General features: G+C 66.8%; 21 protein-coding genes and 1 pseudogene. 12 read left to right on the top strand and 10 right to left on the bottom strand.

What is annotated here, in order from left to right; translation table 11 throughout:
- Positions 1-23 precede the first annotated feature (23 nt).
- On the top strand, positions 24-956 hold the full coding sequence (locus ACRAQ3_RS16725) for an IS5 family transposase (protein WP_432256359.1): 933 nt from the start codon (positions 24-26) through the stop codon (positions 954-956).
- Positions 957-1,261: 305 nt separating this feature from the next.
- On the opposite strand, the pseudogene ACRAQ3_RS16730 reads toward ACRAQ3_RS16725, so the two are convergent.
- Both ACRAQ3_RS16730 and ACRAQ3_RS16735 read right to left on the bottom strand, forming a co-directional pair.
- A pseudogene (locus tag ACRAQ3_RS16730) lies at positions 1,262-2,291 on the bottom strand (IS110 family transposase).
- 106 nt (positions 2,292-2,397) lie between these two features.
- Positions 2,398-2,865, bottom strand: coding sequence for a hypothetical protein (locus tag ACRAQ3_RS16735; protein ID WP_432256360.1), 468 nt, complete (start codon positions 2,863-2,865; stop codon positions 2,398-2,400).
- 453 nt (positions 2,866-3,318) lie between these two features.
- Here ACRAQ3_RS16735 and ACRAQ3_RS16740 point away from each other — a divergent pair, with 453 nt between their 5' ends.
- Both ACRAQ3_RS16740 and ACRAQ3_RS16745 read left to right on the top strand, forming a co-directional pair.
- Positions 3,319-4,410, top strand: coding sequence for an HPP family protein (locus ACRAQ3_RS16740; protein ID WP_432256361.1), 1,092 nt, complete (start codon positions 3,319-3,321; stop codon positions 4,408-4,410).
- 132 nt (positions 4,411-4,542) lie between these two features.
- Positions 4,543-5,190 carry a 5-formyltetrahydrofolate cyclo-ligase gene (locus ACRAQ3_RS16745; protein WP_432256362.1) on the top strand — a complete coding sequence of 216 codons (648 nt, stop codon included), beginning with the start codon at positions 4,543-4,545 and terminating at the stop codon, positions 5,188-5,190.
- Positions 5,191-5,201: 11 nt separating this feature from the next.
- On the opposite strand, the gene ACRAQ3_RS16750 is transcribed toward ACRAQ3_RS16745, so the two are convergent.
- Both ACRAQ3_RS16750 and ACRAQ3_RS16755 read right to left on the bottom strand, forming a co-directional pair.
- Positions 5,202-5,951, bottom strand: a complete 750-nt coding sequence (locus ACRAQ3_RS16750; RefSeq protein WP_370162693.1) for a sulfite exporter TauE/SafE family protein — start codon at positions 5,949-5,951, stop codon at positions 5,202-5,204.
- A 126-nt stretch (positions 5,952-6,077) separates the two neighbouring features.
- The gene (locus tag ACRAQ3_RS16755) at positions 6,078-7,040 is read right to left on the bottom strand and encodes a GlxA family transcriptional regulator (protein ID WP_432256363.1); all 963 of its coding nucleotides are present in this window, start codon (positions 7,038-7,040) and stop codon (positions 6,078-6,080) included.
- 68 nt (positions 7,041-7,108) lie between these two features.
- Here ACRAQ3_RS16755 and ACRAQ3_RS16760 point away from each other — a divergent pair, with 68 nt between their 5' ends.
- The 7 genes from ACRAQ3_RS16760 (at position 7,109) to ACRAQ3_RS16790 (ending at position 15,510) form a co-directional block, all read left to right on the top strand.
- Positions 7,109-8,002 carry a 3-keto-5-aminohexanoate cleavage protein gene (locus ACRAQ3_RS16760; protein WP_370162691.1) on the top strand — a complete coding sequence of 298 codons (894 nt, stop codon included), beginning with the start codon at positions 7,109-7,111 and terminating at the stop codon, positions 8,000-8,002.
- Between the two features lie 61 nt (positions 8,003-8,063).
- The gene (locus ACRAQ3_RS16765; protein ID WP_370162690.1) at positions 8,064-9,608 is read left to right on the top strand and encodes an ABC transporter substrate-binding protein; all 1,545 of its coding nucleotides are present in this window, start codon (positions 8,064-8,066) and stop codon (positions 9,606-9,608) included.
- 67 nt (positions 9,609-9,675) lie between these two features.
- On the top strand, positions 9,676-11,181 hold the full coding sequence (locus ACRAQ3_RS16770) for a carnitine 3-dehydrogenase (protein ID WP_432256364.1): 1,506 nt from the start codon (positions 9,676-9,678) through the stop codon (positions 11,179-11,181).
- 1 nt (position 11,182) lies between these two features.
- Entirely contained in the window at positions 11,183-12,139 is a 957-nt protein-coding gene (locus ACRAQ3_RS16775; protein WP_370162687.1) for an ABC transporter permease, read from the top strand.
- 3 nt (positions 12,140-12,142) lie between these two features.
- Positions 12,143-12,964, top strand: coding sequence for an ABC transporter permease (locus ACRAQ3_RS16780; RefSeq protein WP_370162686.1), 822 nt, complete (start codon positions 12,143-12,145; stop codon positions 12,962-12,964).
- A gap of 10 nt (positions 12,965-12,974) precedes the next feature.
- Positions 12,975-14,597 (top strand): ABC transporter ATP-binding protein, encoded by a 1,623-nt coding sequence (locus ACRAQ3_RS16785; RefSeq protein WP_432256365.1) that lies wholly within the window; start codon positions 12,975-12,977, stop codon positions 14,595-14,597.
- A gap of 1 nt (position 14,598) precedes the next feature.
- The gene (locus ACRAQ3_RS16790; protein ID WP_432256366.1) at positions 14,599-15,510 is read left to right on the top strand and encodes an alpha/beta hydrolase; all 912 of its coding nucleotides are present in this window, start codon (positions 14,599-14,601) and stop codon (positions 15,508-15,510) included.
- A 53-nt stretch (positions 15,511-15,563) separates the two neighbouring features.
- Here ACRAQ3_RS16790 and ACRAQ3_RS16795 read toward each other — a convergent pair whose 3' ends face one another.
- Complete coding sequence (locus ACRAQ3_RS16795; protein WP_370162683.1) at positions 15,564-17,138, bottom strand: BCCT family transporter; 1,575 nt, start codon at positions 17,136-17,138, stop codon at positions 15,564-15,566.
- A gap of 223 nt (positions 17,139-17,361) precedes the next feature.
- Positions 17,362-18,165, bottom strand: a complete 804-nt coding sequence (locus tag ACRAQ3_RS16800) for a creatininase (protein WP_370162682.1) — start codon at positions 18,163-18,165, stop codon at positions 17,362-17,364.
- A 93-nt stretch (positions 18,166-18,258) separates the two neighbouring features.
- On the opposite strand from ACRAQ3_RS16800, the gene ACRAQ3_RS16805 reads away from it, so the two are divergent.
- Together ACRAQ3_RS16805 and ACRAQ3_RS16810 are read left to right on the top strand one after the other, a co-directional pair.
- Entirely contained in the window at positions 18,259-19,149 is an 891-nt protein-coding gene (locus ACRAQ3_RS16805; protein ID WP_432256367.1) for a LysR substrate-binding domain-containing protein, read from the top strand.
- A 123-nt stretch (positions 19,150-19,272) separates the two neighbouring features.
- Positions 19,273-20,484 carry a M24 family metallopeptidase gene (locus ACRAQ3_RS16810; RefSeq protein ID WP_432256368.1) on the top strand — a complete coding sequence of 404 codons (1,212 nt, stop codon included), beginning with the start codon at positions 19,273-19,275 and terminating at the stop codon, positions 20,482-20,484.
- 370 nt (positions 20,485-20,854) lie between these two features.
- On the opposite strand, the gene purU is transcribed toward ACRAQ3_RS16810, so the two are convergent.
- From purU to ACRAQ3_RS16830, 4 genes are all read right to left on the bottom strand, one after another.
- Positions 20,855-21,739, bottom strand: coding sequence for a formyltetrahydrofolate deformylase (purU, locus tag ACRAQ3_RS16815; RefSeq protein ID WP_432256369.1), 885 nt, complete (start codon positions 21,737-21,739; stop codon positions 20,855-20,857).
- A 4-nt stretch (positions 21,740-21,743) separates the two neighbouring features.
- Positions 21,744-23,138, bottom strand: a complete 1,395-nt coding sequence (locus ACRAQ3_RS16820; RefSeq protein ID WP_432256370.1) for an L-serine ammonia-lyase — start codon at positions 23,136-23,138, stop codon at positions 21,744-21,746.
- 4 nt (positions 23,139-23,142) lie between these two features.
- On the bottom strand, positions 23,143-24,408 hold the full coding sequence (gene glyA, locus ACRAQ3_RS16825; protein ID WP_432256371.1) for a serine hydroxymethyltransferase: 1,266 nt from the start codon (positions 24,406-24,408) through the stop codon (positions 23,143-23,145).
- A 92-nt stretch (positions 24,409-24,500) separates the two neighbouring features.
- A complete protein-coding gene (locus ACRAQ3_RS16830) occupies positions 24,501-25,046 on the bottom strand; it encodes a sarcosine oxidase subunit gamma (RefSeq protein WP_432256372.1) in 546 nt (181 codons plus the stop codon).

Consider the following 25,046-nt stretch of genomic DNA (forward strand, 5'->3'; position numbering starts at 1 on the left):
AAGCAGCCGCTTAGGTGGGTGGCATGACGAAGCCTCTACCTGCCCGCTATCGCACGACCAACTGGTCCGCCTACAACGCTGCGCTGCGGAAGCGTGGCTCCCTGCTGATCTGGCTGGACCAGGAGATGACGTGGCTTGCACCGCATGAGGGACGGCCGGGTCGTCCCCCGGTCTTCTCCGAAGGTGCGATACAATTCTGTCTCTCGATCAAGGTCCTGTTCAAGCTGCCGCTGAGGCAGACGGCAGGGATGGTGGCCAGTCTGTTGCGGATGGCGGGGCTGGACTGGCCGGTGCCGGATTACTCGACGCTGTGCCGCAGGCAGAAGACTTTGGCCGTCCAGATCCCGTATCGCCGGGCCGGTGGCCCGCTGAACCTGCTGGTGGACAGCACCGGCATCAAGTTCCTCGGCGATGGCGAATGGCAGGCCCGCAAGCATGGGGCGCAGGGCCGGCGCCAGTGGCGGAAGATCCATCTGGCCATGGACCCGGCCACCTCCGACATCCGCGCCGTGGAGTTCACCCCCAGCCGCGACGGCGACAGCCCGGTCCTGCCGGACCTGCTCGACCAGATCCCCGACGATGAGCCGATCGGCAGCGTGACCGCTGATGGTGCCTACGACACGCGTCGTTGCCACACCGCGATCATCGAACGCCAGGCCACGGCGATCATCCCGATCCGCAAGAATGGACGACCTTGGAAAGAAGATGGACCGGCCGCTGCGGCCCGCAACGACATCCTCCGGGCGACACGGCACTTTGGCCGAGCCTTCTGGAAACGATGGACCGGCTACCATCTCCGCAGCCGCGTCGAAGCCAAGATGCGCTGCCTCAAGGCATTCGGAGAGCGCATCGCCGCAAGAGACCCCGACCGCCAGACCGCCGAAGTCCACATCCGCATCGCCCTTATGAACCGCTTCTCAGCTCTCGGCACCGCCGAGATCGTTCGCGTGACATGACCTCCCTGAGGAAAGGGGCACCTGCGGCTCACGCCTGAGTTCTGCAACATGTGTAACCGCCCCAAGCGCAAGAGGTGTTTTTAGAGCTGATCCTGGCGCGTCGTCGGGTGCTGACATGTGTCCGGCCTCTGATGCGGCCCTACATGCCGCCGGCCCGTATGGTGTGCGCAGGTCCGGTCCAAATCAACGCCGCGTGCTCGAAGGCACTCTGTTGCAGACTGGTTTTCCCGATCCCGTCTCACGACCGTTGCGCCATACCGCTCCTTGCCCTCTTTCGCTCCGACGCCCTCGCGGCCGACGCTGGCTTACGCCATCGCGACTGGAGACCTGTAGACGCCACCTCGAGCCATCAGGGCCCAGACGATCCGTGCCATCTTGTTTGCCAACGCCACCCGCACCAATATCGGCGACTTGCGCGACAGCAGGCCGCCCAGCCAGGTACCCGGCTGCGCCTCCTTGTGAACGTGTCGTTTGATGACGACGCTATTGGCACCGATGATCAGCAGGCGTCGCAAGGATCGCTCCCCCATCTTCGTGGTGGCACCAAGTCGCTGCTTGCCGCCCGTCGAATGTTGCCGCGGCACCAGGCCGAGCCACGCCGCGAAATCCCGACCTCTTCGGAACGTCTCCGGCGGGGGCGCCAGAACTGCGATCGCCGTGGCAATCAACGGGCCAATGCCCGGGACCGTCATCAGCCGTCGCGCGACATCGCTCTCCTTGGCGCGGCGGGCAATCTCTGCGTCGAGCTTTCCGATCTGGGCGTCGAGCTGGGCCAGCGTTCCGACCAGAACTTCCAAGGTGCGTCGTGCATCGTCCGGCAAGCCACTGTCCCGGTCCTCCACAAGCGCCACCAGGCGCGCGGCGTTGGCGGCCCCTTGCGGCACCACAGCCCCAGAATTCGGTGAGGTGGCCCCGCAGGGCGTTGATCGCTTGGGTGCGCTGCCGGATCAGAAGCTCCCGGACGCGGAAGATCATGGCCGCGCCTTGGGTCTCTTCGCTCTTCACCGGCACGGAGCGCATCGACGGTCGCTGCGCGGCTTCGCAGATCGCCTCGGCGTCAGCCGCATCGTTCTTCTGCCGTTTGACGAAGGGTTTCACATAAGCCGGCGGGATCAGCCGCACATCGTGGCCCAGTTTGCCGATCTCACGGCCCCAAAAGTGAGCGCCGCCACAGGCTTCCATGGCGACAATACACGGTGGCACTTGGCTGAAATAAGCAAGGACCTGATCTCTACGCAGTTTCTTGCGAATGACCGCACGGTCGGAGCCATCAGCTCCATGCACCTGAAACACGTTCTTCGCCAGATCCAGACCGATTGTGGTAACGTCCGACATGACCGCCCTCCAATGTGGATTGTTGCAAACCCACCTTGGCACACCGATGCCGTCGGGGGGCGGTCACATCATCAACGCCAAGATGGACTGTACTGTCGGGGATTGATCAGGCCGCGTCAGTATCGGGTGGCGGCATCGTGTCGAGCACGACGACGGTGTCGATCCGCCCGTCGTTGTGCAGAAGCGGCGCTGCTTGCAGGTGCCGCATCCCAATCAGGGTGGCGCCAAGCAGCGAGGCGACGAGGACATGCCCCGGACGGGGAGCCGGGCACATGGACAGCAGGCCCGCGTGCGGCTCCTCGTCGGCGATCCTGTAGGTGACGCGGCATCCGGCCACCACGAACTCGGGCGATACCGGTTCCCGCGCGCCGCGGGAGATGCGCAGTTTGTAACGCAGCAGCTGGTTCAGAAGCACGGGATCGGGGGAATGACGGGTGTCGTGGCGCCGCAGCAGACCCTCGATCCCGGCCCGGTCCCCGACCGTGAGAAGAAACCCGGTTTCGAAGGCGCAGCGTTCGAACACGGCACGAAGATCGCGGCGCCGGGGCAGCCGCACGACATTGGCAATGGACATGGATGATCTCCCGAAGCGGCAGGACCGCCATTTCTGGCAAGGATGCGAGAAAGCCCCGGGCGGTCGAAATCGCGCCTAGACGCGCGCCGCCCGGGGTTCCGGGCGGTTCAGAAGCAGAAACCGGAAGTGGTTCTCATGCGTGACCATGCCGCGACGGTAACCGACCTGCTGGGTCTGTCAATGCCCTAGCCAAACGGCGCACAGCCCGTATCGATCCTACGGCGGCGACCGTCAGGCACGGACTGGACGGCCGCCGCTCGTGTCACGGATGGGATCCGGCAGCGAGAGTTTTTCGCTTTGCCGGTGTGCCGAGACGTTGTTCCGGGACCGACCGTGCCGAGGGAACGATTTTCTTTTCTCGCCGTGACCGTTTTAATTCCGCCCGGTTTCGAGGCAGGGAATGGTGTCGGCTGCCTGTTTACTAGGCACACGGCTGACTGGGAGAACGAGCGAATGCGCGTCTGGCACCACCTTCACCCGGCCCTTCCGCCATTCCACGGCCTCGAGCAGCTCCGGTCCGGGATCGGCGCGCTGGTCGGGATCGGCCTGTGCAGCCTGCTGGTCGGGATCGGGTCCGGCTTCGGCCTGACGTCTCTGCATCTCGTGGCACCCCTCGGCGCGACGGCGGTTCTAGTGTTCTGCGTGCCGAACTCGCCATTGGCCCAGCCCTGGTCCGCGATCGCCGGCAACATGGTGTCGGCCTGCGTCGCGCTGGTGATGATCTGGATTTTGCCCGCGCCGTGGTCCGCCGGGATGAGCGTCGGCGCGGCGATCGTGGCGATGATGGCGATCCGGGCCCTGCATCCGCCCGGCGGGGCGGTCGCGCTTCTGACCGCGCTGGATCCCGCGCCCGCCATCGAGGGCGGCCCGGCCTTCGCGGTGCTGCCGGTCGGGCTCTTGACCGCCGGGCTCGTTCTCGCCGGCGCCGCCTACAACCGCGCCACCGGACGGGTCTACCCGTTCCGGCAGCCAAAGACGGTCGAGGCGGAAGACGCCTCGCTGCGGCTGGGGCTGACGAACCACCAGCTCGAGCAGCTGCTCGACCACTTCAACCAGACGCCCAACTTGGGCGTGGCCGATCTCGGTCGGCTGCTCGCGGCAGCCGAGGCCGAGGCCGCCCGGCACCGCTTCGACGGCACGACCTGCGCGGACGTGATGACGGCCGATCTCATCACCGTCCGGCCCGACACGCCGCTGCGCGAGGCGGCCCGCCTGTTTCGCACCCGCGCCATCAAGAGCCTCCCGGTGGTCGACGTGGAGATGAGACCACGCGGCATCGTGCTGCAGTCCGATCTGCTCGGCGAGCTGGAGGGGCGGAACGGCCCGATGCGACTCAGACCGCGGCACAAGGTGGCCGAGGTGATGCGGCCCGCCGACCGGACCGTTCCGCATGACCTGCCGGTCGGTGCGCTTCTCGACCGGTTGGCGGTGCAGGGGAATGAGGTGGTCCCCGTGACCTGCGACGGGCGGCTCGTCGGCATCCTCACGCGGTCCGACATCATCCGCCTCCTGCTGCGTGGCAGCGAGGAGCGATCGGCCGCGTGACTGCGCGACCCGATCCCGCGTGACTGCGCGACGCGATCCCGCGTCACTGCCTCGCCATCCGGCTCCGCTTTCCGTCGGCTCGGGGCCACGCTAGGTTGTGCTCGCCAGCCCCGGGCCGAGGGAGCAACCCGAATGCATGAGGACGACGTAGGCGGCTCCGAACCTTGTTTCGCGCACCATCTGGTCGGCGGGCACCCGGTCGATCTACAGACCGCCAAGGACGTGGCCCGTTTCCGACGGGCCGAGCGTCAGCGGCTCATCGCGGCACGCGGATTGACTCCGGATGAGCGCGCGCACGCGACCGAGGCGCTCATCGAAGGGCTCGATCGGATCATCGGGATCGAACGCGACGTGGACATTGCCGTCTACTGGCCGATCCGGGGCGAACCAGACCTGCGTCCTTGGATGCATAGGGCCCATGCCGCCGGCGCGCGGATCTCGCTCCCGGTCGTGGTCGAGGCGCGGGCCCCCCTTGCCTTCCACGCCTGGATGCCGGGCTGCCAGATGACGCGCGGGATCTGGAACATACCCGTGCCAGCCAAGGGCGCGATCAGCCGGCCCGACATCATCGTCGCGCCGCTAGCGGGCGCGGACAGGGCAAATCACCGGCTCGGCAATGGCGGTGGCTATTACGACCGCAGCTTGGGCGAGATGGCGCCGCGCCCGCGCAGCATCGGGGTGGGGTTTGAGGGATGTTTGCTGCCAACCATCTTCCCGATGCCTTGGGACGTGCCGTTGGATGAGATCTTGCTGTCGGGTGGCACCTATTCGACCCGCTGAGCGAACGAGACTCAAAGGAAGAAGAACACTAGGGTCAGCACCGCGCCCACTGCAACGATGACGGCCCTCAGGAGTTCGGTGCGCCTGATCCGCCGCGCCTGTCGCGCACCGACATATCCGCCCAGCGTCGTCGCCAGCGCCAGGACCAGGGCGGGCTCCCAGGCGATCAGGCCGGCGGCGGCGTAGCTCGCTGTCGAAACCAGCGCCAGCACGGCCGAAAGCAGGTTCTTCAAACCGTTCATGCCGTGCAGGTCGCGGAAGCCGATCAGGGCGAACACCGCCAGCAGCATGATTCCGAGCCCGCCGTTGAAATACCCCCCATAGGCCGCCACAACACCTATTGCCAAGGCCGAGAGCCGCGGGCCGGTGACGCCGTGACCACGCTTTTGCACATGCTCGAGCAAACGTGGGCCAAGGACGAACAGCAGTGTGGCGGTCAGCAGCAGCCAAGGCACGATGCCCACGAAGGCGTCGCCCGGCGTGATCAGCAGCAGACCGGCCCCGGCTAGTCCGCCGATGGCGGCAAGCGCGATGATCCGGCGCAGCGAAAGGCTCCCCTCGGCACGGATGTCCTGCCGATAGGCCCAGCCGCTACCCATATAACCGGGTAGCGCCGTCAGCGTGGCGGTGGCGTTGGCCATGACCGGCGGGACACCCAGCCAGATGAGGACCGGAAAGCTCAGCAACGTGCCGCCCCCCGCAATGGCATTGACGACTCCGGCAAGAAGGCCGGCAATGGACAGAAGGAATATGGAAAGCATGAACAGGATCCCCCGCTACGGTTCCAGTTCGATGCACTATCCCGATGTTGGTCTGCAAATTGGTCTGATTGGCTTGCTCTCGCGACGATTTGTACCGACCCGGCTTCTTGCGGATCCTACTGCCCCTCACGCGCCCATGCGGCGGGTGGCGGAAAGAGACCGACCGAACTGCTGGCTGTAGGCGCGAGATAATGTCGAGGCCGAAGCAAAGCCGCAGCGCAGCGCAATCTCGCGCAAGGGCAAGCCGGTCTCGGTCAAGAGGTTCTGTGCCCGCGTCAGACGCAGAGCGCGGTAATACACGCCCGCTGAGGTGCCCAGTTCACGCCGGCAGAGCCGGTCGAGCGTGCGCAGTGAAACCGCCGCATGAGCCGCGACTTCGACCAGGCTGCGCGGCTCCTCGATTGCATCGAGCATGAAGCGCACGGCACGACCCAGCTGCGGGGATAGCGCGCCGCTCTCGGCGCGACGGCGCTCGATATCGTCGTGTACGAAAAGCGTACGCACGTCGTATGCCAGAGCATCCCCCCCGAGCCGGCGGATCGCCTCGAGTGCCAGCTCCATCGCTGAAGTCGCGCTGCCTGCGCTCTGGCGGTCACCGTCGGTTACGTAGCTTTCGGCCACCGCTTCGACGCCGGCAAACTCTTCCGCGAACGCCTCCATCTCATGCCAATGCACCGTAGCGCGGTAGCCCTCGAGCAATCCTGCCGCCGCCATGATCCATGCCCCCATGTCGAGGCCCGTCACCGTCCGGGACCGTCGCGCTGCAGCACGGATCGCGGGCAGCAATTCGGGACGGGCCGCGGCTTCCCGAGCCCCATAGCCGGCTATCAGCACGAGTGCATCGCATTGGCCGATTTCCGACAATTCGATCTCGGCGGCCAACTGTAGCCCGGAGGAGCTGCTGACCGCTTCGCCGCCCGGCGTCGCCACGCACCAATTGAACAGGGGCTGGCCAGAGAGATCACATGCCGCGCGCAGCGGTTCGATGGCGCTGGCCAGCACCATGTTGGAAAAGCCGTCGAAGGGCAGAAAGACGATCCGGAACGCCATGGTTGTCATTTTGTGCAATATAAACGGCAGAAATGGCAATGCGGGATCGATGGGCCGCGGCTAGCTTCTCCTCAATCGACCAATCCAAGCCGATCGGAGGCGCGACCGTGAACTGGGACGCATTCATTACCTGTGCCGTAACGGGCTCGGGGCAGAGTCACCTCAAGAGCGACAAGGTGCCGGTGACGCCGAAGGAGATCGCCGCCGCCTGCGTCCAGGCGGCGGGCGCCGGCGCGGCGATCGCCCATGTCCATGTCCGCGACCCTGAGACCGGCGCGCCGTCGCGCGATCCGGCGCTCTACCGCGAGGTGGTGGCGCGGGTCCGCGACAGCGGCACCGACGTGATCCTCAACCTCACCGCCGGCATGGGCGGCGACATCGTGCTTGGCTCCCCCGAGGCGCCGCTGCCGCTCGACGCAGCCGGCACCGACCTGATCGGCGCCACCGAGCGGCTGGTGCATGTCGAGGAACTCTTGCCCGAAATCTGCACGCTCGACTGCGGCACGATGAACTTCGCCGAGGCTGATTACGTGATGACCAACACGCCCGGCACGCTGCGTGCCATGGCGCAGCGGATCCAGACGGCGGGGGTGAAGCCCGAAATCGAGGTGTTCGATCTTGGGCATCTGTGGCTCGCCAAGACGCTGGTGGACGAGGGGCTGATCGATGATCCGGTCCTGGTGCAACTGTGCCTGGGCATTCCCTTCGGCGCGCCCAACGATCTCAATTCGCTCACCGCGCTGACTAACAACATGCCCGAAGGCTGGGTCTACTCGATGTTCTCGATCGGCCGGATGCAGCTGCCCTATGCCGCGCAGGCGGTGCTGTCGGGCGGCAATGTTCGCGTGGGGCTCGAGGACAACATCTGGCTGGAGCGCGGCGTTGCGGCCTCGAACGGCGATCTGGTGGAACGCGCGGCGACAATGCTTTCGGCGATGAACGTCAACCTCATGGCGCCCGCGCAAGTGCGCGAGAAGCTCAAGCTGAAGAAGCGCTGGTGACCCCCCACCCCATCACATGCCGCACGCGGCTTTGCGCGCGGCCGATTTCAGGGAGACTTGCATGACATTCACCGATCTCAGCCGCCGCGGCTTTCTGGCCACCGGCACCGCCGCTCTCGCCCTCGGACCCACCGCGCTGCGCGCGCAGGCCGGGCCGAAGCGCGGCGGCGCGATCCGCATCGGCCATTCCGGCGGTGCCACCTCGGACACCATCGACCCCGCGACCTATGCTGCGGGACCGGTGGTCACCGCGATGCTCGGCGGGGTGTGCAACAACCTCGTCGAGATCGACGCCGAAGGACGCGCGGCGCCCGAGCTGGCCGAGAGCTTCGAACCCGATGCCGAGGCGCGGGTCTGGACCTTCAAGCTGCGCGACGTGGCCTTCTCCGATGGTCGCAAGCTCACCGCCGCCGACGTGATCGCCTCATTCAACCACCATCGCGGCGAGGACACTAAGTCGGGCGCTAAGGGGCTGCTCGAGCAGGTCGCCGAGATCCGCGCCGATGGCGACCGCGTGGTGGTGTTCGAGCTGACCGCCGGCAATGCCGACTTCCCCTTCGTCGCAGCCGACTACCACTTCGTCATCATGCCTGATGACGGCAATGGCCGGATCGACTGGCAAGCCGCGATCGGCACCGGCGGCTACACGCTCGAAGAGCACGAGCCCGGCGTGCGCATTCGCCTCAAGCGGCGCGACGAATACTGGAAGGACGACCGCGCCTGGTTCGACGAGGTGACACTGCTGACGATCAACGACCCCACCGCGCGGCAAAACGCGCTGGTGACCGGCGAGGTCGACATCATCAACGGCGTGCCGCCCAAGACCGTGCACCTGCTGAGCCGCCGTCCCGGTCTGTCGTTGGTCGAGGTCACGGGCACCGCGCATTACCCCTTTCCGATGCATTGCGACGCCGCGCCTTTCGACGACGTGAACGTGCGTCTCGCGCTCAAGCACGCGATCGACCGGCAGGAGATGCTCGACAAGGTGCTCAAGGGTCATGGATCGCTTGGCAACGATCACCCGATCGCGCCGGGCAACCGGTTCCACGCGAGCGATCTCGAACAGCGCGCCTATGACCCCGACCGCGCGAAATACCACCTCAAGCAGGCCGGTCTCGACAGCCTCGACGTCTCGCTGTCGACTTCGGACGCGGCCTTCGCGGGTGCGGTAGATGCGGCGGTGCTGTTACAGGAATCCGCGAGCCGCGCGGGCATCCGTGTCAATGTCGACCGCAAGCCCGCCGATGGCTACTGGTCGAACGTCTGGCTCAAGGACCCCTTCGCCATGAGCTACTGGAACGGACGCCCGACCGAGGACTGGATGTTCAGTCTCGTCTATGCGGATGGCGCCGAATGGAACGAGAGCCGCTGGAGCAACCCGCGCTTCAACGAACTGCTGGTTGCCGCCCGGGCCGAGCTCGACGACGGGCTGCGCGCCGAAATGTATCACGAGATGCAGGCGCTGTGCCGCGATGACGGCGGCTCGATCATCCCGATGTTCGCCAACTACATCGATGGCAAAAACGACCGCATCGCGCATGGCGACCTCGCCTCGAACCGCTTCCTCGACGGCTGGAAGGTCGTCGAACGCTGGTGGGCCATCTGACCTCCTCATGCTCCGCCGTCAGCCGGCGGCGGGGCGCCCCGAACGACAGTCTCGAAAGGCCCATCGCATGACCCGAACCCTCTCCCGCGTCGCCTGCATCGGCGGCGGCGTCATCGGCGGCGGTTGGATCGCCCGGTTCCTGCTCGACGGCACCGACGTCGCCGTTCACGACCCCCACCCCGAAGCGCGCCGCATCATCGACGAGGTGCTCGACAACGCCCGCCGCGCCCGCGCGCGGCTGATCTCCGCACCACCTGTGCCCGAGGGGCGGCTGAGCTTTCATGACGACATCGCCGGCGCGGTCCAAGGCGCGGAGTACATCCAGGAAAGCGTGCCCGAACGGCTTGACCTCAAGCACAAGGTCTTCGCCGCGATCGAGGCGGCGGCATCCCCCGAGGCGCTGATCGGCTCCTCGACCTCCGGGTTCAAGCCCTCCGAGCTGCGCCGGGGCGCTGCCCATCCAGAGCGGATCTTCGTGGCCCATCCCTTCAACCCGGTCTACCTCGTGCCGCTGGTCGAGCTGGTGGGTTCCGGGCCGGAGGACGACGCCATCCTCGATCGGGCAGCGGGCATTCTCGCGCAAACCGGCATGCACCCTCTCAAGATCCGCCGCGAGATCGATGCGCATATCGCCGACCGGCTGCTCGAGGCGGTCTGGCGCGAAAGCCTCTGGTTGGTGAAGGACGACATCGCCACCACGCAGGAGATCGACGACGCGATCCGCTATGGCTTCGGGCTTCGCTGGGCGCAGATGGGCCTGTTCGAGACCTACCGCATCGCCGGGGGCGAAGCGGGCATGAAACACTTCATCGACCAGTTCGGACCGGCGCTGAAATGGCCCTGGACCAAGCTCATGGACGTGCCCGAAATGACCGAGGAGCTGTCGGCCAAGATCGCCGCGCAGTCCGACGCACAATCGGGGCAACACACGATCCGCGAGCTGGAGCGGATCCGCGATGACAACCTGATCGGCATCCTGCACGCGCTGCGCGCCAATGGCTGGGGCGCGGGCGAGACGCTGCGCGCCATGGAGGAGCGCGCTTTCGCGCAGGCCCATGCCCGCGCAGCAGCGGCTGCGCCCGACCCCGCCGAACCGCTGGAGTTGCACCGCGCGAAGGTCGGTGGCAACTGGCTCGACTACAACGACCACATGACCGAATTCCGCTACCTGCAGGTCTTCGGCGACGCCACGGACGCCTTTCTGGGCCATATCGGCATGGATGCCGCCTACCGCGCGCAAGGCCTGTCGGTCTACACGGTCGAGACGCATATCCGTCACCTTGCCGAGACCGCCGCGGGCACGGATCTCACCGTATGCACCACCGTGCTGGGCTTCGATGCCAAGCGCATCCGGCTGCATCACGAGATGGTCGATGCCGATGGCACGGTGCAGGCCACGGCCGAGCACATGCTGATGCATGTCGATACGCAAGCGGGCTGCGCCTGCCCGATGCGCGCGCCGCTGGCCGATCGGCTGGCCGCGCTGGCGCCGGGCCAGAGCGCCCTGCCCGCGCCCGATCACGCGGGCCGCCCGATCCGCGACATCGGCTGGCCGCTCGGGGAGCCCGCCTGACATGCATCCTTTCCTGCACATGACGTTGCAGCGGTTGGCGCTCGGGCTCCTGACCCTCTTCGCGATCTCGCTGTTCATCTTCCTCGCGATCGAGCTTCTGCCCGGCGACCTGACCGAGGAGATCCTCGGCCAGTCCGCCACGCCCGAGACGGTCGCGGCCTTCCGCCGCGAGCTGGGACTCGATCAGCCGGCGCATCTGCGCTACCTCGACTGGCTCGGCGGCGCGCTTCGGGGCGACTTCGGAATCTCCCTCGCCAATGGTCGCGAGATCGGCGAACTACTGGCCGCGCGCTTCGGCAACACGCTGTTCCTCGCCGCTTACGCCGCCGCGATCTCGGTGCCGCTGGCGCTAGGACTTGGGCTTCTCGCAGCGCTCTACAGGGACAGCTGGTTCGACCGCTTCGTCAACGTGGCGACGCTCAGCTCGATCTCGTTTCCCGAGTATTTCGTGGCCTATATCCTGCTGCTGTTCTTTTCGGTCAAATGGGGGCTGTTTCCCTCCATTGCCGACTTCGGCAGCGGCGCGGATCTGGGCACCATGCTCTACCGGACCTTCCTTCCGGCGCTGACGCTGGTGCTCGTGGTCACCGCGCATATGATGCGGATGACCCGCGCCGCGATCATCAACCTCATGGCTCAGCCCTATATCGAGATGGCGCGGCTCAAAGGCGCCTCGCCCGCGCGGGTGATCCTGAGCCATGCCCTGCCCAATGCACTGTCTCCGATCATCAACGTGGTGGCGCTCAACCTTGCCTATCTGATCACCGGCGTGGTGATCGTCGAGGTAGTCTTCGTCTTTCCGGGGCTGGGACAGCTGATGGTCGACTCGGTGGCCAAGCGCGACATCCCGGTGGTGCAGGCCGCCTGCCTGATCTTCGCGGGCATCTACATCCTGCTCAATCTCGCCGCCGATCTGCTGGCCATCGCCACCAATCCCCGGCTGATGCACAGGAAATGACCGATGACGCTGACTGACATCAAGACCGCTCCGCCGACGGCCTGGTTCGGCATCGTGGTGATCGGGCTCTACATCTTCGTCGCCCTCTTCGCCCCCCTCATCACACCCTTCGGCGAGACCGAGATCGTCGGCACGGAGTTCGAGCCTTGGGGCGGCGCCTACCCCTTGGGCACCGACAACCTGGGCCGGGACATGGTCTCGCGGCTGATCTGGGGCACGCGCAATTCGCTCGGCATCGCCTTGGCCACGACCGTGCTGGCCTTCGGCGCGGGTGCGGGGCTCGGGCTTCTGGCTGCGGTGACGGGGGGCTGGGTCGATCAGCTCCTGTCGCGGCTCGTCGACATGCTGATCGCGATCCCGGCGCTTCTCTTCGCGCTTTTGCTGCTGTCGATCTACGGCACCGGCATCGTCAACCTCGTGATCGTCATCGCGGTGATCGAGGCGACGCGCGTGTTCCGCCTCGCGCGGGCCGTGGCGATGGACGTGGTAGTCATGGATTACGTCGAAGCCGCGCGGCTCCGGGGCGAAGGGTTGGGCTGGCTGATGCGCCGCGAGATCCTGCCTAATGCCACGGCCCCTCTGATCGCCGAGTTCGGCCTGCGCTTTTGCTTCGTGTTCCTCGCGATCTCCGCGCTGTCCTTCCTCGGGCTCGGCATCCAGCCGCCCACCGCCGATCTGGGCTCCATGGTGCGCGACAACGCGGCCCTCATCACCTTCGGGGACATCACCCCGCTCCTGCCCGCCGCCGCCATCGCGCTTTTGACGGTGAGCATCAATTTCGTCGTCGACTGGGTGCTGCATCGCGCCTCCGGCCTCAAGGACTGAGAGGTTCAAGATGACCGATCCCCTCCTCACCATCCGCGATCTCAGGATCGAGGGCCGGCAGGGCCGAAGCTGGACCCCGATCGTCAAGGGCGTCGATCTGGAGCTGAAGCGCGGCGAGATCCTCGGCCTGATCGGCGAGAGCGGCGCCGGGAAATCGACGCTGGGCCTCGCCGCCATGGGCTATGCTCGCGACGGCACCCGCATCTCCGGCGGCTCAATCGACTTCGACGGGCAAGACCTCCTCGCACTGTCGGAACGCCGCAGGCGCGGTCTGCGCGGTCGGCGCATCGCCTACGTCGCGCAATCGGCGGCGGCCAATTTCAACCCGGCGCACCGGCTGATCCGGCAGTTTTCCGAAGCCCCGACCGAGATTCACCGCATCAGGGGCCGCGACGAGGCCAAGGCCGAGGGCCGCGCACTCTATGCCCGGATGCGTCTGCCCAATCCCGGCGAGATCGGCTTTCGCTATCCGCACCAAGTCTCTGGCGGACAGCTGCAGCGCGCGATGACCGCGATGGCGATGTCCTGTCGTCCCGACCTCATCATATTCGACGAGCCGACCACCGCGCTCGACGTCACCACGCAGATCGAGGTGCTGGCGGCGATCCGCGACGCGGTTCGCGAGTTCGGCACCGCAGCGATCTACATCACCCACGACCTCGCGGTGGTCGCGCAGATGGCCGACCGGATCAAGATCCTGCGCCATGGCGAGGAAGTCGAGGAACAGCCGACCCGCGCCATGCTCTCCGCCCCGCGCGAGGACTACTCCAAATCGCTCTGGGCCGTGCGCAGCCACGATGCCGCTGCCCGCCCGGCACCCGCCGAAGGCAAAACCCCGGTGCTGCGGCTGTCGAAGGTCTCGGCCGAATACGTGCGCGGCACGCGGGTGCTGCGCGATGTCAGCTTCGACATCCCCAAGGGCCGCACCGTCGCGGTGGTGGGCGAGAGCGGCTCGGGTAAATCGACCACGGCGCGGGTGCTGACTGGCCTTCTGCCCCTCAGCACGGGACAGGTCGAGCTCGATGGCGCGCCCCTGCCCGACCGGCTCGCCGAGCGATCCAAGGACCAGCTGCGGCAGATCCAGATGATCTACCAGATGGCCGACACCGCGCTGAACCCCAAGCAGACGATCCGCGAGATCATCGGCCGCCCGCTGCGCTTCTACCTCGGACTCAGGGGCGCGGCGCAGGAGGCACGAATCCGCGAGCTGCTGGCGGCGATCGAGCTCGACCCCGACAGCTACATCGACCGCCTGCCCGGCGCGCTCTCTGGGGGGCAGAAGCAGCGCATCGGCATCGCCCGCGCGCTGGCCGCCGAGCCCAAGCTCATCGTCTGCGACGAGGTGACGAGCGCGCTCGACCAGCTCGTGGCCGATGGCATCCTGCGCCTCCTGCGGCGCCTGCAGGAGGAGCGGGGCCTGAGCTACATGTTCATCACCCATGACCTCGCGACAGTGCGCGCCATCGCCGACCACGTGGTGGTGATGCAAAACGGCGAGGTGGTCGAGCAGGGCCCGCGGGACGAGATGTTCGCGCCCCCGCACCACCCCTACACCGAGACCCTGCTCGCCTCGGTGCCGCAGATGGATGCGGACTGGCTCGATACCGCGCTTGCCCGCCGTGGGGAGATCTGAGATGCGCGTGACCGACCCAGAGATCCTGCGCTTCATCGCCGAGACCGAAGCCGCCTACCCGGCCGAGGCCAACACCGCATCGACGGCCGAGAACCGCCGCCATTACGACGCGATGTGCGCGGTGTTCCGCAGCCTCCGGCCCGGGGACGTCGCGGTGTCCGACGCGGCGGTAGCGGGCGTGCCGATCCGCCGCTACCGCCCGCGCGGTGCGACGGGGCCGTTCCTGCTCTACGCGCATGGCGGCGGCTACGTCGTGGGCTCTCTCGACAGCCATGACGACGTCTGCGCCGAGATCGCGCAGACCACGGGGGCAGAACTGCTCGCGGTCGATTACCGTCTGGCGCCCGAGCATCTTTATCCCGCGCAGCTTGATGACGTGGAGACGGTCTGGCGGGCCGAGAGCGTGAACCGCCCCGGCTTCGTGCTGGGCGACAGTGCGGGCGGGGCGCTGATGGCGGCCCTGTGCCTGCGCATGCGGCGTATGGAAGGGCCGATGCCGCTCGCGCAATGCCTGATCTATCCCGGGCTGGGCGGCGACATGTCCGCGCCCTCCTATGCCGAGAACGCCGAGGCGCCGCTACTGCGCACCGCCGATCTCGTCCATTACGCGGGGGTGCTGACCGGCGGCGACACGAGGCTGCGCGAGATCGATCCCGAGCTTTCGCCGCTGCGCGCCCAGGATTTCGCAGGCCTGCCCCCGGCCCTCGTCGTCACCGCCGATGTCGACCCGCTGCGCGACGACGGCCCCGCCTATGTCGACAAGCTCGTCGCCGCCGGGGTCGCCGCCGAATGGCGCAACGAGCCGCAGCTGGTGCATGGCTACCTGCGGGCCCGCCATCGCAGCGCGCGCGCCGGACGAAGCTTCGAGGCGATCTGCGACTGGCTGCGCACGCAGCTCGCGGGGGTCGTATGAAGGCCCTGCGTCCCCGGGCGAGCGCACCTGTGCGCCCGCTCGGAGACGAGAGATCAGGCCACCTCTTCGCAGGCACCGAGTTCCGGCTTGCCGGGCTGGCGCGAGAGGCAGCGGAGGATCGCGATGCACATCAGAGCCATGATCACCGAGAAGGGCAGCGCTGCGATGATGGCCGCGGTCTGCAGGGTACTCAGCGCCGCGTTCCCGCCTGCGACTAGCAGCACCGCCGCCACGATGCCTTGGAAGCTGCCCCAGATCACGCGGTGGCGGAACAGCGGATTGGGATCCCCCTTGCTCAGGATGGTCGCCACGACCAACGTGCCCGAATCCGACGAGGTCACGAAATAGGTGGTCACGAGGATCGTGCCCAGCACGCCGGCCACGACGCCGACGGTCCCCACCTCCATCGCCTCGAAGGTCGCGAAGAGCGCCATCGAGACATTCGCGCTCACCGCCTCGGACACGCCGCCGGTTCCGAACAGCTCCGCCCACAACGCGGTGCCGCCATAGGCCGCGATCCAGACGAAGGACAAAAGCGACGAGACGCCGACCACGCCGAAGATAAACTCGCGCACCGTCCTGCCGCGCGAGACGCGCGCCACGAAGACGCCGACGAAGGGAGCCCAAGACATCCACCAGCCCCAGTAGAAGGTGGTCCACCAGCCCTGCCACATGTCGCTCCAGCCAGTCGCTTCCGCGGCGGGGGTCTCGACGTGGAGATTGAACGCGACGAGGTTCGCCGCGTAGGACAGCGTCGCATCGGCCAGGCTCGACAGCAGGTAGCGTGTCGGTCCCCAGGCGAAGAAGAAGACCAGCAGCAGGATCGTCAGCCACATGTTGCCCTGCGACAGCCACTTGATGCCCCGATCCAGCCCCGAGAGGACCGAGCACATAGCGACCGCCGTGATCGCGGCAATCAGGAGAAGCTGGACCTCGCCCGAGATCGGGATGCCCGCGATGTGGTTAAGGCCCGCGTTGATCTGCGTCACGCCCAGCCCCAGCGAGGTCGCAATGCCGAAAACGGTCGCGAACACCGCGATCACGTCGATCACGGTCCCAAGCGTCCCCTCGACCCGGTCGCCGAACAGCGGATAGAGCGTGTAGCGGATGCCCATGGGCTTCTTCAACCTGTAGGTGACCAGACACAAAGCCAACGCGACGATGCAGTAGAAGGCCCATGCGTTGAGCCCCCAGTGGAAGAAGCTGACCTGCAGCGCCATCTCCGCCGCCGCCGCGTTCCCCTGGTCTGCGGCGAAGGGCGTGCCGCCGGAATAGTGGAAGATCGGCTCGGCGATCGACCAGAAGATGATGCCGATACCCTGCCCCGCAGCATAGAGCATCGCGAACCAGGTGAAATAGCCGTATTTCGGTCGGTCATCCGCATCTCCGAGGCGAATGGCACCGTATCGGCTCAGCGCCACCCCGATCAGGAAAACGAGAAAGACGCCGGAAAGCGCCACGTACCACCATCCGAAGAAAAAGGTGACCACTGTTCTGGCCGCGTCGATCCAGCCGGCCGACAGCTCGGGAAAGGCCAGCACGAGAGCGACGAAGATAAGGATGATGGCCGCCGAGACCAATGTCGTGTGGGGGTTGACCCCCCTCAGCAATTCCGGACGAAAGGACATGGTAACTCCCTGATCGCGCTCATGACGCGTTTGATTGCCGCCTCTGCGTGCGGTTCCGCTAAGTTCGGATGATCCCGCTTCACCGGGATCGTGTGGGCGCCGACCAGGCCCGCCCGAGGGCCCGGGCTGATTGGTATTGCCACCGGGGATGGCCGTTCAGGCACCACGCTTCCCCCGGCCGGTTCGCGGTGCCGGCAGCGCGCGGTCGAGGCCGACGCGCCGGTCAGCCGACATTCGCCAGCACGGCGGGGCGAGCGAATTCCTTCCGCAGCGCCGCCACGATTCCATCGGTGCAGACCTCGAGCAGGATGTCTCCCTTCTCCGCCGTCGCATCCTTGGGCGATGACAGGGTGCCGCTGGCCGGGGTCCAGCCCGGCTGGGCAGGGTAGACGTCATAGGGGGGAAAACTGGCCGGCGCGTGTTCGACCGCGTCCTGTAGCGAGACGAGGTCCGGGTGAAGGCGCAGCATCAATGATGTCTCCAATACCCCCCCATGCTCGATGTCCCAGCCAAGGAAACCCTCGGGATAGAGTTTCTCGATCGAGGTCGGGTCCACGAAATCCCAGTAGGAGAGGACGACCACCTTGATCCCCTTGACCCCGCTCCAGTCCAGTTCGCGCAGCGCCAGGTCGATCGCCTCGGTTATGAACCATGAATTCTCGAAATGTCCGTTCACGATACAGACGTTCCGGACGCCGTGGCGTGCAAATTCCTTGACCACATCCTTGAGCGCATTGACGAGGCTCGCGCCATCGAGGCTGGTGGTGCCGGGAAAGAAATTTCCGCCCCCGGATTTCTGGTGCGACTTGTATCCGTAGGTAAAGGGGGGCGCGACCAGGGCGCCCGTTTTTTCCGCGGTGCGGCGCGCGAATTCCATCGGCAAGAGGACATCGACATGCATTGGCATGTGGTGGCCGTGCTGTTCCATCGACCCGAGCGGGATCAGGATGGGCACGTCGCCCGAGCGGACCCGCTCCTGATAATCCGGCCATGCCATTTCGGCGGCGAAAACTGTGGTGCGTGGCATGATATCCCCCTGTTTCATTGTTCCCTGACGCTAAGACAGCTTGCTCATGCAAAAAAATTTATTGTAGAAATTTTTGCATAAGGATTGCTGATAATGCGCAAGTTTACCAACCTGCAGACCGACCTGTTGCGGACCTTCGTGACCGTGGTCGACCTGCGGAACTACACCGATACGGGCCGGCTGCTCGGCCGGACGCAGCCAGCGGTGTCCTTGCAGATCAAGCGGCTCGAGGAGGTGACGGGCGTCAGGTTGATCTCGCGCATGGGCAAGCGGGTCGAGTTGACGCCGGATGGCCAGACCCTTCTGGGCTATGCGCGCGAGATCCTGCGGCTCAACGACCGCGCGGTCGCCAACCTGCAGCAGTCATCCTATTCGGGCACGCTCAGGATCGGCCTGCCTGTGGATTACTCGATCGGCTACTTCCAGAGCATCATCGCCGCCTTCTCGCGGGAGAACCCGGCCGTGCTGCTCGACGTGTGCTGCGATCGCAGTCCCGCGCTCCTGTCGGCCCTGCACACCGACGCGCTCGATCTGACCATCGCGGTCGCCGACTCGATGCCGGCCCCGCATGTCGCCGTCTACTGGTCCGAACGCCCGGTATGGGCCTGCGCGCGCGACTTCAAGATCGATCCGGCCACGCCACTCAAACTCGTCGCGCATCCCGACGGCTGCTTCTACCGTAAGCGCATGATCGACGCGTTGGACGCCGAAGGCCGGGACTGGCACGTGTCCTTCGAAAGTCAGGGCATATCCGCCCTGCAACGGGCCGTCGTGGACGGCATGGGGGTCAGCGCGCTGACCCGCAAGACGCTGCAGCCCGGCATGCGCCTCCTCACTGCCAGCGACGGATTTCCGAAGCTCTCCAAGGTCTATGTCGGCCTGTTCTACAAGCATGTCCGGATGTCGGAGGCGGCGCTCAAGCTGATCGAGAAGATCACGGCGGATGTGTCGCATTACCGCCTGCCGACCCGAACGCGTGCCTAGAGGCAGGACCGGGCCGGTTTACCATTATCACCCCTTATGTCTGAATGAAGGCTATTAATTTCACGCGTGTCTCCCTCCTCGATATGCAGGACGCATCGCGGTTCGAAAGGAGGAGTTCCGGCCATGGACGGCATGTTGCACATCATGGAATGGCACAATGGGGAAAAGGAATATTCACCGTTTTCCGACAATGAGATGGCACGCCGCCAGACCGAATTGCGCGAATGGATGGGTCGCAACGATGTCGACGCGACGCTGCTGACTTCATACCACTGCATCAATTACTACAGCGGCTGGTTGTATTGCTATTTCGGCCGGAAGTACGGCATGGTCGTCGATCACGACACCGCCACCACCATTTCGGCAGGCATCGATGGTGGCCAGCCTTGGCGCCGCAGCTTCGGCAACAACGTCACCTACACCGACTGGCGGCGCGACAACTTCTATCGCGCGGTCCGCGAGCTAACCAGGCGCGCGAAACGGATCGGCATCGAGTTCGACCATGTCTCGATCGAATACCGCGAGCGGCTGGCGGAGGCCTTGCCGGGGGTGGAGTTCGTCGATGTCGGCCAGCCCTCGATGTGGATGCGCACCATCAAGTCCGCCGAGGAAATCGCCCTGATCCGAGAAGGCGCCCGGATCTGCGATGTCGGCGGCTGGGCGGTGGCCAAGGCCGTCGCGACGGGCGTGCCCGAGCACGAGGTGGCGATTGCCGGAACCAACGCGATGATCCGTGAAATCGCGAAGTCGTTTCCCTTCGTCGAGCTGATGGACACCTGGACCTGGTTCCAGTCCGGCATCAACACCGATGGCGCCCACAATCCGGTGACCAACAGGAAGATCCAGTCGGGCGATATCCTGAGCCTCAACACCTTCCCGATGATCTTCGGCTACTACACGGCGCTGGAGCGGACGCTTTTCTGCGAGCATGTCGACGCGGCCAGCCTCGATATTTGGGAAAAGAACGTCAAGGTGCATGAGCGCGCTCTCGAGCTCATCCGGCCCGGTGCCCGCTGCATGGACATCGCGGCGGAACTCAACGCGATGTATCGCGACTGGGACCTGCTCAAGTACCGCTCCTTCGGATACGGCCACAGCTTCGGGGTGCTGAGCCACTATTACGGCCGCGAGGCGGGGGTCGAGCTGCGCGAGGATGTCGAAACCGAGCTCAAGCCGGGCATGGTCGTCTCGATGGAGCCGATGGTGATGATCCCTGAAGGCAGGCCCGGCGCGGGCGGCTACCGGGAACACGACATCCTCGTCATCGGCGAGGACGGCGTGGAGAACATCACCGGCTTCCCGTTCGGCCCCGAGCACAATGTCATCGGCGCCTGAGGGTCCGGCGGCCTCCGCGCGGCAGGTCGCCGCAGCGACCTGTGCCGTTCTCGCCCTGCTCGCCGGGGTGACGGCCCTGTCGCGCGAAGCGCAGCAGCAGGGCTACACGGTCCTGGCCCGCGGATCCGCCATTCCCCTCTTTCTAAGCACCGGCAACCGAGGATGGCCGGCCCCGTCGCTACCCGCCGGGCCGCCACCTTGGCCATGAGCTTCGTCTCGCCACGCAGCGAGGGGCCGACGGCGATCCCGGTCCGAGCCGAAAGTCGCGGAGGCTGAGACTCGCATGACCGCGCGCCTCGACCGGCCCGATGAGAAGCGCCGGCTGGTCTGACCCGGCTCCGCCCGGTCGGCCCGGCGGCCGGGCACGCGCTCACCCCATCCGCTCGGACGCGAAGGCGCCGGGCGAGGCGGGAAACACCACCGTCTTGCCGCCATTAAGGAACACCCGTCGGTCGGCATGGGCGTGCACCGCGCGCGACAGCACCTGCGCCTCGACGTCCCGTCCGAGCGCCACCAGGTCGCCCGCGCTTTGCGCATGCGTCACCCGCACCGTGTCCTGTTCGATGATCGGTCCCTCGTCGAGATCGGCGGTCACGTAATGCGCCGTGGCCCCGATCAGCTTCACGCCGCGCGCATGGGCCTGCTTGTAGGGCACGGCGCCCTTGAACGAGGGCAGGAAGGAATGGTGGATGTTGATGATCCGCCCGGCCATCCTCGCGCACAGACCGTCCGAGAGCACCTGCATGTAGCGCGCCAGCACCACCAGGTCGGCCCCGGCCTCCTCGACCACCGCCATGATCCGCGCCTCGGCCTCGGGCTTGTTCTCGGGCGTCACCGCGATGTGGTGGAACGACAGGCCATGGCCCTCGACCGTCGCCGCATAGGCCTCGTGGTTCGAGATCACGCCGGCGATCTCCACCGGCAACGCGCCGATGCGCCAGCGATAGAGCAGGTCGTTCAGGCAATGGCCGAACTTCGACACCATGACGATCATCCGCATCCGCGCCGGCGCTTCATGCGCCTCGAGCGCGAGGCCGGTCTGCGCCGAGATCCCGGCGAGCGCCGTCTCCAGGTCGCGGCGCGTGGCCCCCGTCTCGGGGCGGATCACCATGCGCAGGAAGAACTGGCCGGTCTCCTCGTCGTTGAACTGTGCGCTGTCGAGGATGTTGCAGCCCAGACCCGACAGACCGCCGGAGATGGCGGCGACGAGGCCGCGCCGGGTCGGGCCGGTTCCGGTAACGATCAGATGGCTCATGATTTCAGCACTCCGGGAGATTGACGGCGATACCGCCTGTGGATGTTTCCTTGTACTTCGTGTTCATGTCCCGCCCGGTCTCGAGCATCACCTTGATGCAGTTGTCGAGCGGCATGAAATGCGTGCCGTTGCCCCTGAGCGCCAGCGCCGCCGCCGAGACCGCCTTGATCGCGCCGAGCGCGTTGCGCTCGATGCAGGGCACCTGCACGAGGCCGCCCGCCGGGTCGCAGGTCATTCCCAGGTGATGCTCGAGCGCGATCTCGGCGGCGTTCTCGATCTGCGCGTTGCTGCCGCCCATGGCCGCGCACAGCCCGGCGGCCGCCATCGCCGAGGCCGATCCGACCTCGCCCTGACAGCCGACCTCGGCGCCCGAGATCGAGGCGTTGGTCTTGATGATCCCGCCGATCGCGGCAGCGGTGAGCAGGAAGTCGCGGCGGCGCGCCTCGGTGACGCCATCGCAATGGTCGAGCCAGTAGCGCAGCACCGCCGGCACCGTGCCAGCCGCGCCGTTGGTCGGTGCGGTGACGACCCGCCCGCCGGCGGCGTTCTCCTCGTTCACCGCCATGGCGTAGACGCTCATCCATTCATTGGCGACATGCGGCGCGGGGCGGTTGCCGGTCTCAGCGCGCAACGCCGCCTGGATCGCCTTCGCCCGCCTCTTCACCTTCAGCCCGCCCGGTAGAATGCCTTCTTGCGACAGCCCCCGGTCGATGCAGGCATTCATCGTCGCCGACAACGCATCGAGCCGCGCATCCAGATCGCGGACCCCGCGCGCCGACTCGTTGGCACGGGTCATCGCCGCAATGCTGAGCCCTGCTGCCTCGCCCATCGCCAGCATCTCGCGCGCCGAGCGGAAAGGATGCGGCAGCGCTTCGCCACCCGGCTGTGCCGGACCCTCGCGCGCGGCCACGAGCTCGGCCTCGGTCTGCACGAACCCGCCGCCGACCGAGTAGTAGGTGGTGGTCAGGAACGGGTTCCCGGCCCGGTCGAAGGCGCGGAAGATCATGCCGTTGGCATGAAGCGGCAACGCCGGGCCGTAATCGAACAGCAGGTCGGTGTCGAGGTCGAAACCGAGCGACGGCAACCCCTCGGGGTGAAGCGTGCGGGTTTGACGCAATCCATCGATCAACCCCTCGGCAGCGTCCGGATCGAGCGTCTCGGGTCGTTGGCCCAGGAGCCCCAGCACCACCGCCCGGTCGCTCGCATGCCCCTTGCCGGTGAAGGCGAGGCTGCCATGCAGCGAGACGCGCACCGAGGCCACCTCGCCCGCGCCGGGGATCCGTTCCGCGCCGCCTCTGAGGCCATTGAGAAACCGCGCCGCGGCGACCATTGGCCCCATCGTGTGCGACGAGGACGGCCCGATGCCGGGCTTGAAGATCTCGAACACCGATACCGGCATCGGATCAACCGTAGACCGGGAAGGCGTCGCAGAGCGCCTCGACTTCGGCGCGCACCTCCGCCTCGACATCCGCGTCGCCCTCGGGCGCCGCCGACAGCGCCGATACCACCTTCAGCACCAGCGCGCCGATGTGGCGGAACTCAGCCTCGCCGAAGCCGCGCGTGGTCCCTGCCGAACTGCCCAGCCGAACCCCGGAGGTGACGAAGGGCTTTTCCGGGTCGAAGGGGATTGCGTTCTTGTTGCAGGTCAGTCCCGCGCGCTCGAGCGCGACCTCGGCCGCCTTGCCGGTGACGCCCATCGGGCGCAGGTCCACGAGGACCATGTGACAATCGGTGCCGCCCGACACGATCCCCAAGCCGCCCGCCTTCAGCGTCTCGGACAGCGCCCGGGCATTGGCGATGACCCGGGCCGCGTATTCCTTGAACTCGGGCTGCAGCGCCTCGCCGAACGCCACGGCCTTCGCGGCGATCACATGCATGAGGGGCCCGCCCTGATTGCCGGGGAAGACCGCCGAGTTGAACTTCTTGGCCAGCCCCTCGTCATTGGTCAGGATCACCCCGCCGCGCGGGCCGCGCAGCGTCTTGTGGGTGGTCGAGGTCACCACATGCGCATGCGGCAGCGGGTCGGGATAGAGACCCGCCGCGATCAGCCCCGCGTAATGCGCCATGTCGACCATCAGCCAGGCCCCGACCTCCTCGGCGATGGCGCGGAAACCGGCGAAATCGATCTCGCGCGGATAGGCCGAAGCCCCGGCGACGATCAGCTTGGGCCGCTCGGCCAGCGCCCTCCCGCGGACCTTCTCCATGTCGATGAGATGGCTGTCCTCTTCGACCTCGTAGGAAACCACCTCGAACCACTTGCCCGACATGGTGACCGGCGAGCCGTGGGTGAGGTGGCCGCCATGGGCCAGCGACAGCCCCATGATCCGGTCGCCGGGGCTCAGCAGCGCGAGAAACACCGCTTGATTGGCCTGCGCGCCGGAATGCGGCTGCACGTTGACATGCGCCGCGCCGAAGAGCTGCTTCAGCCGGTCGCGCGCGATTTCCTCCACCGTATCCGCATGCTCGCAGCCGCCGTAGTAGCGCCGGCCCGGGTAACCTTCGGCGTATTTGTTGGTGAAAACAGAGCCCTGCGCGCGCAGGACGCCGCGGCTGACGATGTTCTCCGAGGCGATGAGCTCGATCTGCCGCTGCTGGCGGGTCAGTTCCCGCGCGATGGCATCGGCAATGGCGTTGTCGGAGATCCGGTCGTTCATGGAAGCGTCGAGCATGGGTGTCTCCCTTGGCTGCAGACATGCCCTCTCCGGCGACCGCCCGAAGGCGGTCGGCAGAGGGTGAAACTGGTGTGATAGGTCGGTTCGGCTCAGTAGGCGGCGTCGAGCTCCACGCGGCCGGTTTCCAGCAATGCCCGGACATGCGGCGCGAAGCTGCGCCAGACGTCGAGGCGGAAGGCGTCCGGCCCGTCGCGCCACAGCACCACCTGCGCGGTGTCGAAGACGGTGCGCACCACCCGGCCCGGCGCGAGCCGCTCCAGATCGCGCGGGCAGGCGATGGAGAGTAGCTCCCGCGCTGCCGGGCCGCTGACGGCAAAGGTGATCTCGCGGTCGGAGATCTCGACGAGCGCATGCGGCGCCTGCGCATAGGCTCTCGCCCCGGCGGCGGCGATGGCCTCCGCCTCGGGCGCGTGGATCAGCCATTCGTCCGGCCCGAGGCAGAGCGCCGCCCGCCCGCCCGACCGCGCCGCCGCGCCGACCCGCTCCGGCAGGTCAAGCCCGAGCGCCTGCGCGAGCGCGGCACGATGCGCCTCGCGCACCCGGAGCGAGAACCGCGCGACCGGGGCCAGCTCCTCGATCCGCACCAGGGCGGCCGCCCCCTGGACGACTTGGAAATCATGCGTCTGCTTGGTCAT

This window comes from Limimaricola sp. AA108-03 (assembly GCF_050847355.1).
Lineage (GTDB): Bacteria > Pseudomonadota > Alphaproteobacteria > Rhodobacterales > Rhodobacteraceae > Limimaricola.

What these genes read in the sequence shown, in the direction of transcription:
- ACRAQ3_RS16725 (WP_432256359.1), top strand. Translation starts at nt 24, where the DNA reads ATGACGAAGCCTCTACCTGCCCGCTATCGCACGACCAACTGGTCCGCC.
- ACRAQ3_RS16810 (WP_432256368.1), top strand. Translation starts at nt 19,273, where the DNA reads ATGGACGGCATGTTGCACATCATGGAATGGCACAATGGGGAAAAGGAA.
- ACRAQ3_RS16805 (WP_432256367.1), top strand. Translation starts at nt 18,259, where the DNA reads ATGCGCAAGTTTACCAACCTGCAGACCGACCTGTTGCGGACCTTCGTG.
- ACRAQ3_RS16785 (WP_432256365.1), top strand. Translation starts at nt 12,975, where the DNA reads ATGACCGATCCCCTCCTCACCATCCGCGATCTCAGGATCGAGGGCCGG.
- ACRAQ3_RS16790 (WP_432256366.1), top strand. Translation starts at nt 14,599, where the DNA reads ATGCGCGTGACCGACCCAGAGATCCTGCGCTTCATCGCCGAGACCGAA.
- ACRAQ3_RS16735 (WP_432256360.1), bottom strand. Translation starts at nt 2,865, where the DNA reads ATGTCCATTGCCAATGTCGTGCGGCTGCCCCGGCGCCGCGATCTTCGT.
- ACRAQ3_RS16750 (WP_370162693.1), bottom strand. Translation starts at nt 5,951, where the DNA reads ATGCTTTCCATATTCCTTCTGTCCATTGCCGGCCTTCTTGCCGGAGTC.
- purU (WP_432256369.1), bottom strand. Translation starts at nt 21,739, where the DNA reads ATGAGCCATCTGATCGTTACCGGAACCGGCCCGACCCGGCGCGGCCTC.
- ACRAQ3_RS16765 (WP_370162690.1), top strand. Translation starts at nt 8,064, where the DNA reads ATGACATTCACCGATCTCAGCCGCCGCGGCTTTCTGGCCACCGGCACC.
- ACRAQ3_RS16740 (WP_432256361.1), top strand. Translation starts at nt 3,319, where the DNA reads ATGCGCGTCTGGCACCACCTTCACCCGGCCCTTCCGCCATTCCACGGC.
- ACRAQ3_RS16775 (WP_370162687.1), top strand. Translation starts at nt 11,183, where the DNA reads ATGCATCCTTTCCTGCACATGACGTTGCAGCGGTTGGCGCTCGGGCTC.
- ACRAQ3_RS16770 (WP_432256364.1), top strand. Translation starts at nt 9,676, where the DNA reads ATGACCCGAACCCTCTCCCGCGTCGCCTGCATCGGCGGCGGCGTCATC.
- ACRAQ3_RS16780 (WP_370162686.1), top strand. Translation starts at nt 12,143, where the DNA reads ATGACGCTGACTGACATCAAGACCGCTCCGCCGACGGCCTGGTTCGGC.
- ACRAQ3_RS16830 (WP_432256372.1), bottom strand. Translation starts at nt 25,046, where the DNA reads ATGACCAAGCAGACGCATGATTTCCAAGTCGTCCAGGGGGCGGCCGCC.
- ACRAQ3_RS16800 (WP_370162682.1), bottom strand. Translation starts at nt 18,165, where the DNA reads ATGCCACGCACCACAGTTTTCGCCGCCGAAATGGCATGGCCGGATTAT.
- glyA (WP_432256371.1), bottom strand. Translation starts at nt 24,408, where the DNA reads ATGCTCGACGCTTCCATGAACGACCGGATCTCCGACAACGCCATTGCC.
- ACRAQ3_RS16820 (WP_432256370.1), bottom strand. Translation starts at nt 23,138, where the DNA reads ATGCCGGTATCGGTGTTCGAGATCTTCAAGCCCGGCATCGGGCCGTCC.
- ACRAQ3_RS16745 (WP_432256362.1), top strand. Translation starts at nt 4,543, where the DNA reads ATGCATGAGGACGACGTAGGCGGCTCCGAACCTTGTTTCGCGCACCAT.
- ACRAQ3_RS16795 (WP_370162683.1), bottom strand. Translation starts at nt 17,138, where the DNA reads ATGTCCTTTCGTCCGGAATTGCTGAGGGGGGTCAACCCCCACACGACA.